Raw genomic sequence first — 14,686 nt, forward strand, 5'->3', positions numbered from 1 at the left:
CAGGAGGCAACAGTGCTGTCCGAGCAGTCCCGTCCCGTCATCGAGCAGACCATCGGCGTCGTCGCCGAGCGCATCCCCTTCATCACCCCGCAGTTCTACCGCTCCATGTTCGAGGCGCGCCCCGATCTGCTGGACGGCATGTTCAGCCGGGCCAACCAGAAGAACGGGAGCCAGCCGCAGGCGCTCGCGGGCTCCATCGCGATGTTCGCGTCCTGGCTGCTGTCCCACCCGGAGGGCTACCCGGACGAGCTGCTCTCCCGCGTGGCGCACAAGCACGCCTCCCTGGGCGTGCTCCCGGAGCACTACCCGATCGTCCACGAGCACCTGTTCGGTGCGATCGCCCGGGACCTCGGCGACGCGGCGACCCCCGAGGTCGTCGCCGCCTGGGACGAGGTGTACTGGCTGATGGCCGACGCCATGATCAAGATCGAGGAGGGGCTCTACGGGTCCCAGGCCAACGACGTCGTCGTCGCCCCGTTCCGGGTCGCCGCGAAGGAGCAGGCCGGGGTCGGCACTGTCGCCCTCACCTTCGAGCCCGCCGACGACACCCCCATGACCCCCGCCGTGGCCGGGCAGTACGTGACCGTCCAGGTGCGGATGCCCGACGGCGTGCACCAGCCGCGCCAGTTCACCCTGGTGCCGGGGCCCGAGGGGACCCGCCGCATCGCCGTCCGCCTCGACGAGCGCGGGGAGGTCACCCCCGTGCTGCACCACGACGTCCGGGTGGGCGACGTCCTGCAGGTCTCCAACCCCTACGGCGACGTCGTGCTCCCGGAGGGGGAGGGGCCGCTCGTGCTGGCCTCCGCCGGCATCGGCGTCACCCCGATGCTCGCCTTCCTGGACCGGCTCGTCCGCCAGGAGTCGCGGCGCGAGGTCCTGGTGCTGCACGCCGACCGCTCGGTCGCGACCTGGTCCCTGCGCGAGCTGCACGAGCTGCTCGTGGCCGAGCTGCCCGGTGCGCGCCTGGAGACCTGGATGGAGACCCCCGGCGAGGGCGACCACGACGGGTTCATGGACCTGACCGGAGTGCGGCTCCCCGCCGACGCCCAGGTGGTGCTGTGCGGCCCGCTGCCCTTCATGCGGGCCGCCCGCTCGGCCGCGATCGCCCAGGGCGCGCCCGGCCGCAGCATCGCCTACGAGATCCTCGGCCCGGACCAGTGGATGCTCCACGACGACGCGCGCGAGGCCGTCGTCGCCTGAGTTCCTCCCGGCAGCACACAGCCCCGCCGGACGGCCGTCCGGCGGGGCTGTGTGCTGCCGGGCTCAGGAACGCACGAGCTCCAGCACCCGGTCCCGGACCCGCTCCATCGTCTCGGTGTCCTTGGCCTCGACGTTGAGGCGCAGGAACGGCTCCGTGTTGGACGGGCGCAGGTTGAACCACCAGCCCTCGTCCGGGCAGCTGAGCGTGGTCCCGTCCAGGGTCTCCACGACCACGTCGCGACCGGTGAGGGCGTCGACGACCCGCCGGACCGCGCCCGCCTTGTCCTCCACCGTGGAGTTGACCTCCCCGGACGCCGCGTACGGGTCGTACTGGTGCATCAGCTCGCTCAGCGGCCGCTCCTGCTCGCCCAGCGCCGCCAGCAGGTGCATCGCGGCGAGCATCCCGGTGTCGGCGTTGAAGAAGTCGCGGAAGTAGTAGTGCGCGGAGTGCTCGCCGCCGAAGACCGCGGACTCCTCCGCCATCACGGCCTTGATGAACGAGTGGCCCACCCGGGTGCGCACGGGGCGCCCGCCGCGGGCGGTGACCAGCTCGGGCACGGCCCGGGAGGTGATGAGGTTGTGGATGATCACGGGCGTCTCGATGCCCTCGGCCCGGGCCCGCTCGATCTCCCGGTCGGCGACGAGCGCGGTCACGGCGGACGGGGAGACCGTCCCGCCCTGCTCGTCGACCACGAAGCAGCGGTCGGCGTCGCCGTCGAAGGCGATGCCCAGGTCCGCGCCGTGCTCGCGCACGGCGCGCTGGAGGTCCACGAGGTTCTCGGGCTCGAGCGGGTTGGCGGGGTGGTTCGGGAACGTGCCGTCCAGCTCGAAGTACAGGGGGACGATCTCCAGGGGGAGCCCCGGCAGGACGGCGTCGCCCAGGACCGCGGGGGTGGTCAGCCCGGCCATGCCGTTGCCGGCGTCGACCACCACCTTGAGCGGGCGGGCCCCGGACAGGTCCACGAGGGAGCGCAGGTACTCGGCGTAGCCGGCCAGGACGTCCCGCTCGCTCACGGTGCCGGGGTCCTGGACGGCCGGGACGTCGCCCTCGTCGAGGTACCGCTGCGCGAGGTCGCGGACGTCGTAGAGGCCGGTCTCGGAGGAGACCGGCACGGCCCCGGGCTTCGACATCTTCATGCCGTTGTACTCGGCGGGGTTGTGGCTGGCCGTGAAGGTCACCCCGGCGGCGTCGAGCGTCCCGGAGGCGTAGTACAGCTCGTCGGTGGAGACGAGCCCGATCTTCAGGACGTCCGCGCCCCGGCGGACGGCGCCCTCGGCGAAGGCGTCCATGAACTCCGGGGAGGAGGGGCGCATGTCCCCGCCCACGAGGACCGTCCGGCCGGCGAGGTCCAGGACGTCCACGAACGCCGCGCCGGTGGCCCGGACCGTCTCGGCGGTGATGGATTCGCCCACGATGCCGCGGACGTCGTAGGCCTTGAACGAAGCTGAGAGATCGATAGTCACAAGCGCTGATCTTAGGCCACGGCTGCTCCCGATCGCCCATCCGGCGGTCCGTCCTGTGATTGGATGACGGGCATGGGTGAGATCCTTCGCATGCGCAATCCGGTCCAGCACTATGCCTGGGGCTCGCGCGAGGTGCTGGCCCGGCTCCGGGGCGGCACCGTGCCGAGCCCCGAGCCCGAGGCCGAGCTGTGGGTCGGCGCGCACCCCTCCGCGCCGTCGGCGGTGCTCGTCGACGGCCGGGAGCGGTCGCTGGACCGGCTCGTCGAGGAGGACCCCGAGGGCTACCTCCCGGCGTCGGCGCGCGGTGGACAGCTGCCCTTCCTGCTCAAGATCCTGGCCATCGACGCCCCCCTGTCCATCCAGGTCCACCCCTCGCCGGAGCAGGCCGAGGAGGGCTACGAGCGCGAGCAGCGGGCGGGGATCCCCCTGGACGACCCGGCACGCAACTACAAGGACCGCTCCGCCAAGCCCGAGACCGTGGTGGCGCTCACGGAGGTGGGGCTGCTCACGGGCGTGCAGCCCGCCGAGCGGCTGCGCGCCACGGCCGACCGGCTGGGACTGGGGTGGCTGCGCGCCGCCGCGGACGGCGAGCGCCCCGCGCTGCACTCCGTGCTCGCGCTCGACGACGACGCCGCCGCGGCCGCCGTGGACGCGACCGTCGCCGCGGCCCGCGCCGCGGAACCGCAGGACCCGGTGGCCGCGCTGGTCCGGTACGTGCACGACCGGCACCCGGGGGACCGCGGCCTGCTGGTGGCGGTGTGCATGCACCACGTGCACCTGGAGCCGGGGCAGTCGCTGCACACCCCGGCCGGGCAGGTCCACGCGTACCTCTCCGGGACGGCGATCGAGGTGATGAGCTCCTCGGACAACGTCCTGCGGGCCGGGCTGACGGGCAAGCACGTGGACGTGCCCGAGCTGCTCGCGGTGCTGGCCGACGTGCAGGCCGACCCCGATGTGGTCGAGCCCCCGGCCGACGAGCACGGCGCGCGTGTCTACCCCCTGTGGGACGAGCGGCTGTCCCTCGTCGCCCACGAGCTCGTGCCGGACCGCAGCGTGCCGTTCGAGCTGCGCGGGACCGCCGTGCTCCTCGCCGCCGGGGACCGCGTGGTGGTGCGCGGCCCGGACGGGGAGTGGGTGCTGGGCGGCGGGGAGTCGCTGCTCCACCGGGGCGCCACCACCGCAGTGGAGCTTTCCGGGGACGCCCGGGTGTTCACCGTCTCCTGCGGCTGAGCCGGGTCCCGCGCGCCCGGGGACCTACACTGGGCCCACCGGTACCGGAGCGCCCGGCGCCTGTTCCTCCCCGGGAGGCCCGCCATGAGCACCACCCCGTCCGACGGTCTGCGCGGCACCACCGCACCGTGCCCCCGCTGCGGCGCCACGGGCTTCGAGCTGGTCTACGTGCAGATCATGCCCGACGACTGGGACACGGCGCGCGACGTGGAGCTGGCGTCCCCGGCGATGATGCTGCCCGACGGGCGTGCGCCCGAGTTCTCCTGCCAGAACGGCGCCTGCCGCCACCTCTGGTGAGCCCGCGGGAGCTCAGGGGACCGGGGCCTGCGGGCCCTCGGTCATCCCGGGCGCGGCAGGGCCTTCGCCCGGCCGCATCTCCGGGCGCGGCCCGTAGTAGCGCCGCAGCCACCGGGACAGCCCGTCGAGGCCGGGGAAGAGCACCCGTTCCGTCACGTTGGCCTGATCCAGGTGGTCACGGATCCGCCACTTGAGCCCCGCCGGGATGACCACCTTGCGGTAGAGCTCCGGGTGCTCGCCCAGCCAGTCGTGCAGGGAGGCGGTCGCCCCGGGCATCGCGGAGAAGACGGCCGACTGGTTGACGATCCGCTCGTCCAGGGAGGGCGGCTCGAAGAACAGGGGAGCGGCCTGCGCGCCGTCGCCCAGGCACCGGTCGAAGTCCTCCAGCGTGTAGGCGATCCGCGTGAGCATGTCGGTGGTGAACAGTCCCGCCTCGTGCGAGCGGATCTCGCGGCGCAGCTCCGCCGGCAGGAGCTCGTGGGCCGCGGCGTAGTCCACGCACCACACGGCGCCCGGCGCGTCGTAGCAGCGGGGGTCGGCGGTGGCGAAGTGCAGGGCCACGTACGGGGAGTTGGTCCAGTCCAGCAGGCGGGTGGGCAGGCCGTGGTGCTGCGCCACGGACAGCCAGTTCCAGTCGGAGTCCCCGGGCGAGGTGTCCCGGGCGGCGTACTTGCGGAAGTTGCGCAGGAGGTGCGGCTCGATCCGGTCGCTGGACCCGCCCCGGAGCCGGTACAGGCTGGTGTGCAGGTCCTGGTCGGCCAGGGCGTGCCCGCGGTAGACCACGTTGATCCGGAACTTGCCGCGGGACGGCTGCCAGTCGCTGTGGGTGAGGGCGTCGATCAGTCCGTAGAGGTCGTCGTCGGCGATCTCGATGACCGGGTCCATGGCCGGTGCCCCTGCCTCTCCGCGGGTCCTCCTCGACAGCGTGCGCCCCACGGTAGTGCCCGCCTGCCGCCCGGGGAAGCCCCGCGGTCCCCGGACAGCGGTCCCCGGCCCGCGGTCCCCGGCCCGCGGTCCCGGCTCAGTTCGCGAAGACGTGCTGCAGGGTGCCCTCGTCCGTCCACAGCGCCACGGAGTCGCCGCCGTTGTCGAGGACGGAGGAGGTGCCGCCGTGGTGGAAGGCGTCCCCGGTGCCGGTCCCCGGCCCGGTGCGCACGCGCAGCCGCGCGCCCGGGACCAGCTCGTAGCCCTCTCCGACGGTCAGGACGTTGTTCGCGGCGTCGCGCAGGAGCCAGCCGCTGACGTCCACGGTGCGGGTGCCCGTGTTGGCCAGCACCACGTGCTCACCGGTCCCGTACCGGACGTCGTCGCCCGGCACGTCGTTGACGGCGCCGGAGATCTCCACGCCGTGGTCCGCCGGGTAGGGGTCCCGTCCACCGAGGAGGCGTCCGGTCTGGACCGGGAAGTCCCCGGTGACCATGTCCACGCCCAGGTCGAGCACGTGCTGCACGGCCTCGGGGGAGTTCACCGTGTAGACGCCCAGGTCCAGGCCGGCGGCGTCGACGCGCGCGACGCCGTCCGCGTCCAGGGCACGGTAGTCGGTGCCGATCGAGTCGACGAATCCCGCCCAGCGTCCGATCGTGGCCGCGTCCGGGACGGAACCGGTCAGCTGCTGCAGGGGGACCTCGGGGGCCAGCCCGGCGAAGACCCGGTTGGAGCCCTCGTCGAAGCCGATGACGGTGACCTTCCCCGCCTCCAGCAGCTTCGCCCACACTTCGTCCTCGGCCAGGGCATCGGCGACGACCTGCTCGATGCCGGGGGAGTTCTTCGGGGACTTGATCTCGATGTAGACGCCGGTGTTGACGGTGGCGATCCTCGCGGCGTCGTCGAAGTGCGGGATCCGCTCCCCGGCGAACCGCGCGCCGAAGTAGGAGCCGGCGTCGAGCTGCTGGAGCTCGGCCCAGGTGAAGGACGTGACGGGGTCGTTCTCCCGGCCCGGGAAGACGTCCTCGACGTCCGTCGTCCGGGCGGGGGTGCTGTCGTGGAACAGGAACGGCACGCCGTCGGCACTGAGCTGGACGTCGACCTCCAGGTAGTCGGCTCCGGCGGCACGGGCGTCCTTGAACGCGGCCACCGTGTTCTCGGGGGCGGTCCCGGCGGCGCCGCGGTGGCCGATCACGAGGGGACGCTCGGCGTCGGGGACGGCGGCGGCCGGCGCCGCGGCGGTCAGCACGGAGGCCGCGGACAGCGCTCCGGCGGCCACGGCGCGCAGGGCGGGAACGGGACGAGCGGGCACGGGGGGCTCCTTCGGGAGGCGGGGACGGTGCCCCGCCAGTCCACGGGGGCAGGATGACGGCGCGGCCGACGCGGGGTGAAGCACCGGTGATCTCCTGGCGTCCGGCGACCGGCCGGTAGCGTGGGCGGCATGGACTCCGACACCCTCGTCAACCTGCTCCTGGTACTGCTGTTCGTGGCGGTCGGGGGAGTCTTCGCCGGCACCGAGATGGCGCTCGTGAGCCTGCGGGAGAGCCAGATCAAGAGGATCGAGCGCTCGGGGCGGAAAGGTGCCCGGACCGCGGCGCTCGTGCGGAACCCCAACCTGTTCCTGTCGGCCGTCCAGATCGGCGTGACGGTGGCCGGGTTCCTCTCCTCGGCCTACGGCGCCGCCACGCTCGCCCCGGACGTGGCCCCGCTGATCGAGCGGGCCGGGCTCTCCGCCTCCGCGGCGCAGACCACGGCGCTGATCGGGATGACCCTGGTGATCGCCTACCTCTCCCTGGTGTTCGGCGAGCTCGCGCCCAAGCGCCTGGCCATGCAGCGCGCCGTGGGCTTCACCCGGCTCCTGGCCCCGCCGCTGAACCTGTTCGCCACCCTGATGCGCCCCGTCATCTGGCTGCTCTCCGCGTCCACGGACCTGGTGGTGCGGCTGGTGGGCGGGGACCCGCACGCGGCCGCGGAGGAGGTCTCGGCGGAGGAGGTCCGCGAACTGGTCGTGGACACCCGCGGCATCGGCCCCGTCTCCCGCTCGATCCTCACGGACGTCTTCGAGGCCGGGGAGCGCAGCCTGGCCGAGGTGATGCGCCCCCGCCCCGACGTCCGGTTCCTGGACGGCACCCTGTCCGTCACGGAGGCGTACCGCACGGCACTGTCCCTGCCGCACTCGCGCTACCCCGTCACGGGCGGGTCCGTGGACGACGTCCTGGGCTTCGTGCACATCCGCGATCTCGTGCGGGCCGACGCCGACGGGGACGGGGTCATCGAGGCGCCGCCGCGGACCCTGGGCGACGTCGTGCGGCCCATCCCCTTCCTGCCCGGGACCAACCTCGTGCTGCGCACCCTGCAGACCATGCGCAAGCAGGGCCAGCACATCGCGCTCGTGGTCGACGAGTACGGCGGGACGGCGGGGATCGTGACCCTGGAGGACCTGGTCGAGGAGCTCGTCGGCGAGATCTACGACGAGTTCGACGACGGGCGGCGCGAGCACGAGGACACGGTGCTGCGCACGGGCGAGGCCGTGCTCGTGGACGGCGGGCTGATCATCCAGGAGGTGCCGCAGGAGACGGGCCTGAGCATCCCCGAGGGCCACTACGAGACCGTGGGCGGGTTCGTCATGGAGCGGCTGGGCCGGGTGGCCCGGCCGGGCGACGCCGTCGAGGTGGACGGGTGCCGGCTGGAGGTCCTCTCCGTGGACCGCACCCGGGTGGAGCGGGTGCGGATCGCGCGCGTGCCGGGCAGCTCACCGGCCGGGGGAGGTGCGTCCTGACCGGGGCCGCCCGGGGCCGCGCCCGGTGACCGGAAATGCGCATGAGAAGCTGTGCTATTCATTCCTGCTCGCCGGGCGCATCCTGGAGGAGTCCGGCCGGGGTCGCTCCGGTCCCGTGGAACCTCCAGGAGGAACAGTCATGGCCACCACAGAGTTCGTTCCCGTCTCCGACTGCACCGTGGGGCAGTGCTCGTTCAACCACGAGCACGAGTGCACCGCCCACGCCATCACCGTGACCGGCTCCGCCGGCCACGCCCACTGCGGCACCTTCATCTCGCTCGGCCCCGACGGCGGCCTGCCGACGCTCCACGCCGAGGTCGGCGCCTGCCAGCGCAGCGAGTGCAAGCACAACTCCCACCTCATGTGCACCGCCCACGACGTGAAGATCGGGGCCGGCGCCGACGAGGCGGACTGCCTGACCTACCAGGCGGCCTGAGCCGCGCCGCGCCGTCCGCCCACGGCGCCGCCCCTGGACCCGGGCTGCCGGGACCAGGGGCGGCGCCGTGTCCGTGGCAGGTGCCCCTGTGCCCCGGGCGCCCGGACGCGGGACAATGGAGGTGTCCGAACGGAGACCCCGGACGACGAGAGGACGGTACGACCATGGACGAGGAGATCCGGCTCAGCGGAGCCGAGCACCCGCACGTGCAGATCCCGCGGCTCGGGGAGCTCGATGCGGTCTGGGTGCGGCGGGTCGTCCTGGCCGCCGTGCTCAGCCTGGTCGTCGGGCTGCTGGGCGGCATCGCGGCCGCCCTGCTGCTGGGCGACGACGGGCGGCTGGGCCCCGCGCAGTGGGGGCTCGTGGCCGGCGGGGCGGCCCTGCTGGTCAGCGGCATCGTCCTGTCCCTGACCCGCGCGGACGACGCCCCCCGCAACGACCTGATGGAGGCCCGCGCCCGGGCCGCCAAGGGGCTGCGGATGTCCGTGCGCCGGGCCGCGATCCCGCAGGACCCGGTCCTGCGGGAGATGCAGGACTACATGGCGGTGGAGATGGTGCAGTACGCGTGGCCGATCCTGCTCGCCGTGCCCGGCATGGCACTGGTGGTGTGGGCGATCTTCGTGCCCGTGCCCATCGTGGTCCTGGCGCTGCTCCTCGTGCTGGTGTGGGCCGTGGTCCGGGTCAACGGGACCGTGGTGGGCCGGCGCTACTACAGGCTGCGGGGCCTGCTCTGAGGGACCTGCTCCGGCCGGCCGCGCCCGCCGGACTCGGGCGGGTCAGCGCCGCGGGAGGCGGACGAGCTCCACGTCGGTGAGCCGGCCGCCGTCCGCGACGGCCGTGAGGTACGTGCAGTACGGCTGCCGCCGCCGGTCCGTGGGGGATCCCGGGTTGAGCAGCCGCATGCCACCGGCGGTCGTGCTGTCCCAGGGGATGTGACTGTGCCCGAAGACCAGGACGTCGAGGCCCGGGTGGGCCCGGTCCGTGCGCGCCTCCCGTCCGGCCGCGGCACCCGTCTCGTGCACCATGCCGAAGCGCACGCCCCCGATCGTCTCGCGGGCGACCTCCGGCAGGCGCGCCCGCAGCTCGGGGCCGTCGTTGTTGCCCCACACCCCCACCAGCCGTGCGGCCCGCTCCTCGAGCCGTTCGAGGGTCGCGAGGTCGACCCAGTCGCCGGCGTGGAGGACCACGTCGGCGTCGCCGACGGCCTGCCACACCGGGGCGGGCAGGTCGCGGGCGCGCTTGGGGACGTGCGTGTCGGCCAGGAGCAGCAGCTTCACCATGGTCCTCAGCCTCGCACGATCCGCACCCTCCCGGTGATCGCCGAGGGAGAACGACCCCTGGTGGGCTTCCCCTGCCGGGTTCCCCGCGTCCACAGTGGACCTGTACGACCGCAGCGAGGGGCACGGCGCGGAGCGGCTCGCACGCCGGCTCCGCGCAGGGGCGGGCCGCCCCGCCCCCGTTGCCCCCGTCTTCGTCCATCCAGCAGGAGGTATGCGCATGACCACCGACATCACCGGCAAGAAGATCGCCTTCATCGCCACCGACGGCGTGGAGGAGCCGGAGCTCACCGAGCCCTGGAAGGCCGTCCAGGAGGCCGGCGGCACCCCCGTCCTGCTGTCCCAGAAGGAGGGCAGCATCACCGCGATGCAGGGCGACTGGGACCACGCCGGCAGCTACGACGTCGACGCCGCGCTCGCCGACGCCACGGCCGAGGACTTCGACGCCCTGGTCCTGCCCGGCGGCACCCTCAACGCCGACAACGTGCGCGTGGACCAGGACGCCCTGCGCCTGGTCCGGGAGTTCGACGCCGCGGGCAAGCCGATCGCCGCCATCTGCCACGCCCCCTGGATCCTCATCGAGGCGGGGCTGGCGCAGGGCCGCCGGCTCACGTCCTACAACTCCCTGGCCACCGACCTCAAGAACGCCGGCGCGGACTGGGTGGACGAGGAGGTCGTCGTCGACGGCCGGCTCGTGACCTCCCGCAACCCCGGCGACCTCGAGGCGTTCAACCGGGAGGCCCTCAAGCTGTTCGCCGGTTGATCCCACCGCCGGTGCACAGGGAAGACCCCCGTCCGGGACGTCCGGGCGGGGGTCTTCGCGTGGGGTCGGCCTCGGGCTAGCGGTGCTCGTTCCCGTGGGTCTCGTGGTCCGGGTCGACCTGGACGGGCCCCACGCGCTCGGGGCCCTCGTCCTCCTCGTAGACGTCCGGGATGCCGTCGTGGTCGGCGTCGGCCGACTCCTCCGCCTCCACGTCCCGGTAGTGGCGGTTGCGGGCCCGGAGGATCAGTGTGGCCAGCAGCGCTGCCAACACGGAGGCGGTCAGGATCGCGACCTTGGCGTGGTCGCCGGGCAGGCTGCCCGGGGTGAAGCTCAGCTCCGCGATCAGCAGGGAGACCGTGAAGCCGATGCCGGCCAGCAGGGCGACGCCCACGAGGTCGATCCACTTGAAGGAGGGGTCGAGCCGGGCGTGCGTGACCTTGGTGAGCAGCCACGTGGCGCCCACGATGCCGATCGGCTTGCCCAGCACCAGACCGGCGACGATGCCGAGGGTCACGGGCGCGCTCAGCGCCGAGGTCAGCCCGTCCCAGCCGCCCACGGTGACGCCGGCGGAGAAGAAGGCGAACACCGGAACGGCGAAGCCGGCCGAGATGGGGCGGAAGCGGTGCTCGAACTCCTCGGCGAGCCCGTGCCCGGCGGCCGGCCCGCCGCTGGCCTGGCTGCGCAGGACGGGGACGGCGAACCCGAGCAGGACCCCGGCCACGGTGGCGTGGATCCCGGCCTCGTGGACCAGGGCCCAGACCACCAGGCCCAGGGGCAGCAGGATCACCCAGGCGGCCCATGCGTGCAGACCGAAGAACCGGGGGAAGCGCTGCGCGAGGAAGGTGAAGACCGCCAGCGGGACCAGCGCCAGCAGCAGGGGCTGGGCCGAGACGTCCTCCGAGTAGAAGACGGCGATGATGGTGATCGCCAGCAGGTCGTCGACCACGGCCAGCGTCAGCAGGAACAGCCGCAGCGCGGTGGGCAGGTGCGAGCCGATGATGGCCAGCACCGCCACGGCGAAGGCGATGTCGGTGGCCGTGGGGATGGCCCAGCCACCGGCGGTCTCGGGGTCGGAGGCGTTGAAGGCGACGTAGATCAGGGCGGGCACGACGACGCCGCCCACGGCGGCGGCGACCGGGACCATGGCCTTGCGGAACTCGCGCAGGTCACCGGCCACGAACTCGCGCTTGAGCTCCAGACCCACCAGGAAGAAGAAGATGGCGAGCAGCCCGTCGGCCGCCCACTTGCCGAGGCTGAGCCGCAGGTGCCAGGGCTCGTAGCCGATCTCGTAGTCGCGCAGGGCGAAGTAGCTGTCCGCGAGCGGCGAGTTCGCCCAGATGATCGCGATGAGGGCCGCAGCCACGAGCAGCAGTCCGCCGATGGTCTCCTTGCGCAGGATCTCCCCGATGCGCAGGACCTCCCGGTAGCTGCCCCGCCGCAGCGTGTCGTGGCTGTGGTCCTCCGGGCGGACCGTGGGGTCGTGGCTGGACATAGTGGCTCCTTCGTCAGGGGTCGCTTGATGTGCTCATGCCGACCAGACTTCCCGGCTCACCTGGTATGCAGTCTACGGAACGCGGTGGGGCGCGCCACTCGGGCCCCACCCGCCGTCCTCGCCCCTGCGGCGGGGCGGACCCGGCGCGCGGGCGCGTCAGGCGAGCAGGTCCCGGCGGCCGAAGCCCGCGGCCGCGGCCGCCACGAGGGCGAGCCCCGCCGCGGTCAGGCCCAGCAGGGGGGCGGCCGCCCAGTCCTCGGAGGGCACCAGCGGCGTCAGCTGGACGGGGGAGAGGTTCCTCGCCCACCCGGGCAGGCCCAGCAGCTGCCCGAACCACGCGACGAACACCACGTAGGCGACCACGACCCAGCTCAGCCCGGCGGCCCGCGGCGCCAGCCCCACCAGGGCGGCGGCGAGACCCGCCACGACCAGGACCGCGGGCAGATAGGCCAGGGCGGCCAGGGTGAGCTCGCCCGTCCACCGGGCGTCGCCGGTGGTCGCGGTGACTCCCGCGCCCAGTGCGGCCCCCGCCAGCACGAGGGCCAGCAGGGCCTCCACGCCCACGACGGCGAGCCAGCCCAGCATCCAGCGCACCCGGTCCACCCCGGCCGTGAGGACCAGGCCGGCGCGCCCGTCCTCCTCCTCCCCGCGCAGTCGCAGCACCCCCGAGACGGCGAAGGCGACCACCCCGAGGGCGAGATAGGACAGTGTCGCGGCGGCGAAGGACTCGGTGAGGGCACCGAGGTCCACGGCGAGCCAGTCGCCGAGCGAGGGGAGGTCCGCGATGCTGTCCTCCAGGGAGTCGGCCAGCGAGCCGAAGGCCAGGCCGAACAGGACGAGACCTGCGGTCCACCCGGCGAAGGTTCCCCGCAGCAGGCGGCGGGCCACCCCGGTCGTGGAGAGCAGGGACCGGCCGGCGGACGCGGGGCCGGGCCGGGCCGGCCGCAGGCCGGCGCCCAGGTCGCGGCGCTGGGCCAGGACGACGGCCGATGCGAGCAGGACCGCGGCCAGTGCCGCCGACAGCGCCAGCGGCCACCAGCGCAGGTCCACGTAGAGCCGGGTCTGCTGGGCCCAGGCGATGGGCGAGAACCAGGACAGCCACGAGCCGGTGGGCTCGATGACGTCGCCGACCCCGCGCACGAGGAAGGCGGCGCCGAGCACGGCCATCGCCATCCCGGACGCGGCCCGCGAGTGCTCGGTGAGCTGGGCGGTCACGGCGGCCACGGCGCCGAACACGAGACCGGTCAGCGCCGTGGCGAGCCCCCAGGCCACGGCGTCGGCCCCGCCCAGTCCCCCGGCGAGGAGCCCCGCCGCGATCCCCGCGCCGACCGCCGCGTCCGCCACGGCGACCGCACCGAGGGCGGCCGCCGCCGGCGCGAAGCGGCCGACCGGCAGGGCGCGGACGACCTCCAGCCGCCCGGACTCCTCCTCCGCCCGCACGTGCCGGCTCGCGAGCAGGATGCTCATGACGGCGGTCGCCACCAGGACCGACAGGCTCAGCTCGTTGGCCGTCATGGCGCCCAGCGTGTAGTCGTCCGCCCCGAAGGCCGGGCCGGTCATCATGACGGCCGAGGGATTGTCCAGCAGCGAGGCCCGCGCCTGGCGGGCCTCGCCGTCGGGGAAGGTCTCCTCGAGGGCCAGCACGGTCCCGTACACGGTGCCGGCGAGCGCCAGGACCCACACCAGGATCCGCACCCGGTCCAGGCGCAGGTTGAGCCGGAACAGCCGGCCCGTTGCGGTCCACGGCTCGGCGGTCCTCACCGGGGCGCCTCCGCGTCCTGCGCGGAGCCCCGCTCGGCGCCCCGCTCGGCGAGGCGGTCGCCGTAGTGACGCAGGAACAGCTCCTCGAGCGAGGGCGGGGCGACGGTCAGGTTCTGCACCCCCAGATCGGCCAGCGCCCGGAGGACCTCGGGGATCCGGGCGTCGTCGACGTCGAAGGCGAGCCGCCCGTCGTCGTGCACCAGGTGGTGCAGCCCCTCCACCGCGGCCAGCCGGGCGGGGTCGGCGGTCGTGGTCGCGGTGACCGCGGAGCGGGTCAGGTGGCGCAGCTGCGCGAGGGTCCCGCTCTCCACGTCCTTGCCGGCACGGATGATGGTCACGGTGTCGCAGAGCTTCTCGACCTCGGCCAGGATGTGGCTCGAGAGCAGCACCGTGCTGCCCTCGTCGCTGAGCCGGCGCACCTCGTCCGTGAACACGGCCTCCATGAGCGGGTCGAGCCCGGAGGTCGGCTCGTCCAGGACGTACAGCTCCGCCTGGGCACTGAGGGCCGCCACGAGGGCCACCTTCTGCCGGTTGCCCTTCGAGTAGCTGCGGGCCTTCTTCGTGGGGTCGAGCTCGAAGCGCTCGATGAGCTCGTCGCGGCGCCGGCGCCGTCGCCGTCCCCCGCGGATCCCGGTGAGCAGGTCGATGATCTCGCCGCCGGTGAGGCCGGGCCACAGGCTGGTGTCCCCGGGGACGTAGGCGGTGCGGCGGTGGACCTGCACGGCGTCCGCCCAGGCGTCCAGGCCCAGCACCCGGGCGGTCCCGGCGTCGGCCCGGAGCAGGCCCAGCAGCACCCGGATCGCGGTGGACTTCCCGGAGCCGTTCGGGCCCAGGAACCCGGCGACCTGGCCGGCGGGGACGGTGAGGTCGAAGCCGTCCAGCGCGGCGGTCGGACCGAAGGTCTTCACGAGCCCGCGGGCCTCGATGACCGGGGTGTCCATGGGTGCTCCTGACGGGTCGGTGTCGACGACGGGCTCGGTCCCCACGCTAGGCACGCGCCCGGAAGGGGACAAGCGGGGCGCCGTCCGGGTCGCCGCCTGTCACAAACCCTCCGGCAGCCCGC

At 73.8% G+C, this 14,686-nt stretch carries 14 protein-coding genes; 7 read left to right on the forward strand and 7 right to left on the reverse strand.

What is annotated here, in order from left to right; all coding sequences use genetic code 11:
- The first annotated feature begins 12 nt into the window (after positions 1–12).
- A complete protein-coding gene (locus tag RE027_RS05705; protein ID WP_368807286.1) occupies positions 13–1,200 on the forward strand; it encodes a globin domain-containing protein in 1,188 nt (395 codons plus the stop codon).
- A gap of 63 nt (positions 1,201–1,263) precedes the next feature.
- Here the strand turns inward: RE027_RS05705 and RE027_RS05710 are convergent, their stop codons facing one another.
- The gene (locus RE027_RS05710) at positions 1,264–2,664 is read right to left on the reverse strand and encodes a phosphomannomutase/phosphoglucomutase (protein ID WP_368807287.1); all 1,401 of its coding nucleotides are present in this window, start codon (positions 2,662–2,664) and stop codon (positions 1,264–1,266) included.
- Positions 2,665–2,736: 72 nt separating this feature from the next.
- Between RE027_RS05710 and manA the strand changes: the two genes are divergently transcribed.
- Both manA and RE027_RS05720 read left to right on the forward strand, forming a co-directional pair.
- Positions 2,737–3,894, forward strand: a complete 1,158-nt coding sequence (manA, locus tag RE027_RS05715; RefSeq protein ID WP_368807288.1) for a mannose-6-phosphate isomerase, class I — start codon at positions 2,737–2,739, stop codon at positions 3,892–3,894.
- A gap of 84 nt (positions 3,895–3,978) precedes the next feature.
- Complete coding sequence (locus RE027_RS05720) at positions 3,979–4,191, forward strand: hypothetical protein (RefSeq protein WP_368807289.1); 213 nt, start codon at positions 3,979–3,981, stop codon at positions 4,189–4,191.
- Between the two features lie 12 nt (positions 4,192–4,203).
- On the opposite strand, the gene RE027_RS05725 is transcribed toward RE027_RS05720, so the two are convergent.
- Positions 4,204–5,076, reverse strand: a complete 873-nt coding sequence (locus tag RE027_RS05725) for an FRG domain-containing protein (RefSeq protein WP_368807290.1) — start codon at positions 5,074–5,076, stop codon at positions 4,204–4,206.
- Positions 5,077–5,212: 136 nt separating this feature from the next.
- A complete protein-coding gene (locus tag RE027_RS05730; RefSeq protein ID WP_368807291.1) occupies positions 5,213–6,427 on the reverse strand; it encodes a glycerophosphodiester phosphodiesterase family protein in 1,215 nt (404 codons plus the stop codon).
- Between the two features lie 129 nt (positions 6,428–6,556).
- Here RE027_RS05730 and RE027_RS05735 point away from each other — a divergent pair, with 129 nt between their 5' ends.
- From RE027_RS05735 to RE027_RS05745, 3 genes are all read left to right on the forward strand, one after another.
- Positions 6,557–7,894, forward strand: coding sequence for a hemolysin family protein (locus RE027_RS05735; protein ID WP_368807292.1), 1,338 nt, complete (start codon positions 6,557–6,559; stop codon positions 7,892–7,894).
- A gap of 139 nt (positions 7,895–8,033) precedes the next feature.
- Complete coding sequence (locus RE027_RS05740; RefSeq protein ID WP_368807293.1) at positions 8,034–8,330, forward strand: DUF1540 domain-containing protein; 297 nt, start codon at positions 8,034–8,036, stop codon at positions 8,328–8,330.
- A gap of 164 nt (positions 8,331–8,494) precedes the next feature.
- Positions 8,495–9,064, forward strand: a complete 570-nt coding sequence (locus tag RE027_RS05745) for a hypothetical protein (RefSeq protein ID WP_368807294.1) — start codon at positions 8,495–8,497, stop codon at positions 9,062–9,064.
- A gap of 42 nt (positions 9,065–9,106) precedes the next feature.
- On the opposite strand, the gene RE027_RS05750 is transcribed toward RE027_RS05745, so the two are convergent.
- Entirely contained in the window at positions 9,107–9,610 is a 504-nt protein-coding gene (locus tag RE027_RS05750; RefSeq protein ID WP_368807295.1) for a metallophosphoesterase family protein, read from the reverse strand.
- 217 nt (positions 9,611–9,827) lie between these two features.
- Between RE027_RS05750 and RE027_RS05755 the strand changes: the two genes are divergently transcribed.
- Entirely contained in the window at positions 9,828–10,370 is a 543-nt protein-coding gene (locus RE027_RS05755) for a type 1 glutamine amidotransferase domain-containing protein (RefSeq protein ID WP_368807296.1), read from the forward strand.
- 76 nt (positions 10,371–10,446) lie between these two features.
- On the opposite strand, the gene nhaA is transcribed toward RE027_RS05755, so the two are convergent.
- From nhaA to RE027_RS05770, 3 genes are all read right to left on the reverse strand, one after another.
- Positions 10,447–11,862, reverse strand: a complete 1,416-nt coding sequence (nhaA, locus tag RE027_RS05760; RefSeq protein ID WP_368807297.1) for a Na+/H+ antiporter NhaA — start codon at positions 11,860–11,862, stop codon at positions 10,447–10,449.
- Between the two features lie 156 nt (positions 11,863–12,018).
- Positions 12,019–13,623 (reverse strand): ABC transporter permease, encoded by a 1,605-nt coding sequence (locus tag RE027_RS05765; protein WP_368807298.1) that lies wholly within the window; start codon positions 13,621–13,623, stop codon positions 12,019–12,021.
- A complete protein-coding gene (locus tag RE027_RS05770) occupies positions 13,620–14,564 on the reverse strand; it encodes an ABC transporter ATP-binding protein (protein ID WP_368807299.1) in 945 nt (314 codons plus the stop codon). The genes RE027_RS05765 and RE027_RS05770 overlap by 4 nt, the downstream gene beginning before the upstream one ends.
- Positions 14,565–14,686 lie beyond the last annotated feature (122 nt).

This window comes from Kocuria sabuli (genome assembly GCF_040981185.1).
GTDB classification, from domain to species: Bacteria; Actinomycetota; Actinomycetes; order Actinomycetales; family Micrococcaceae; genus Kocuria; species Kocuria sabuli.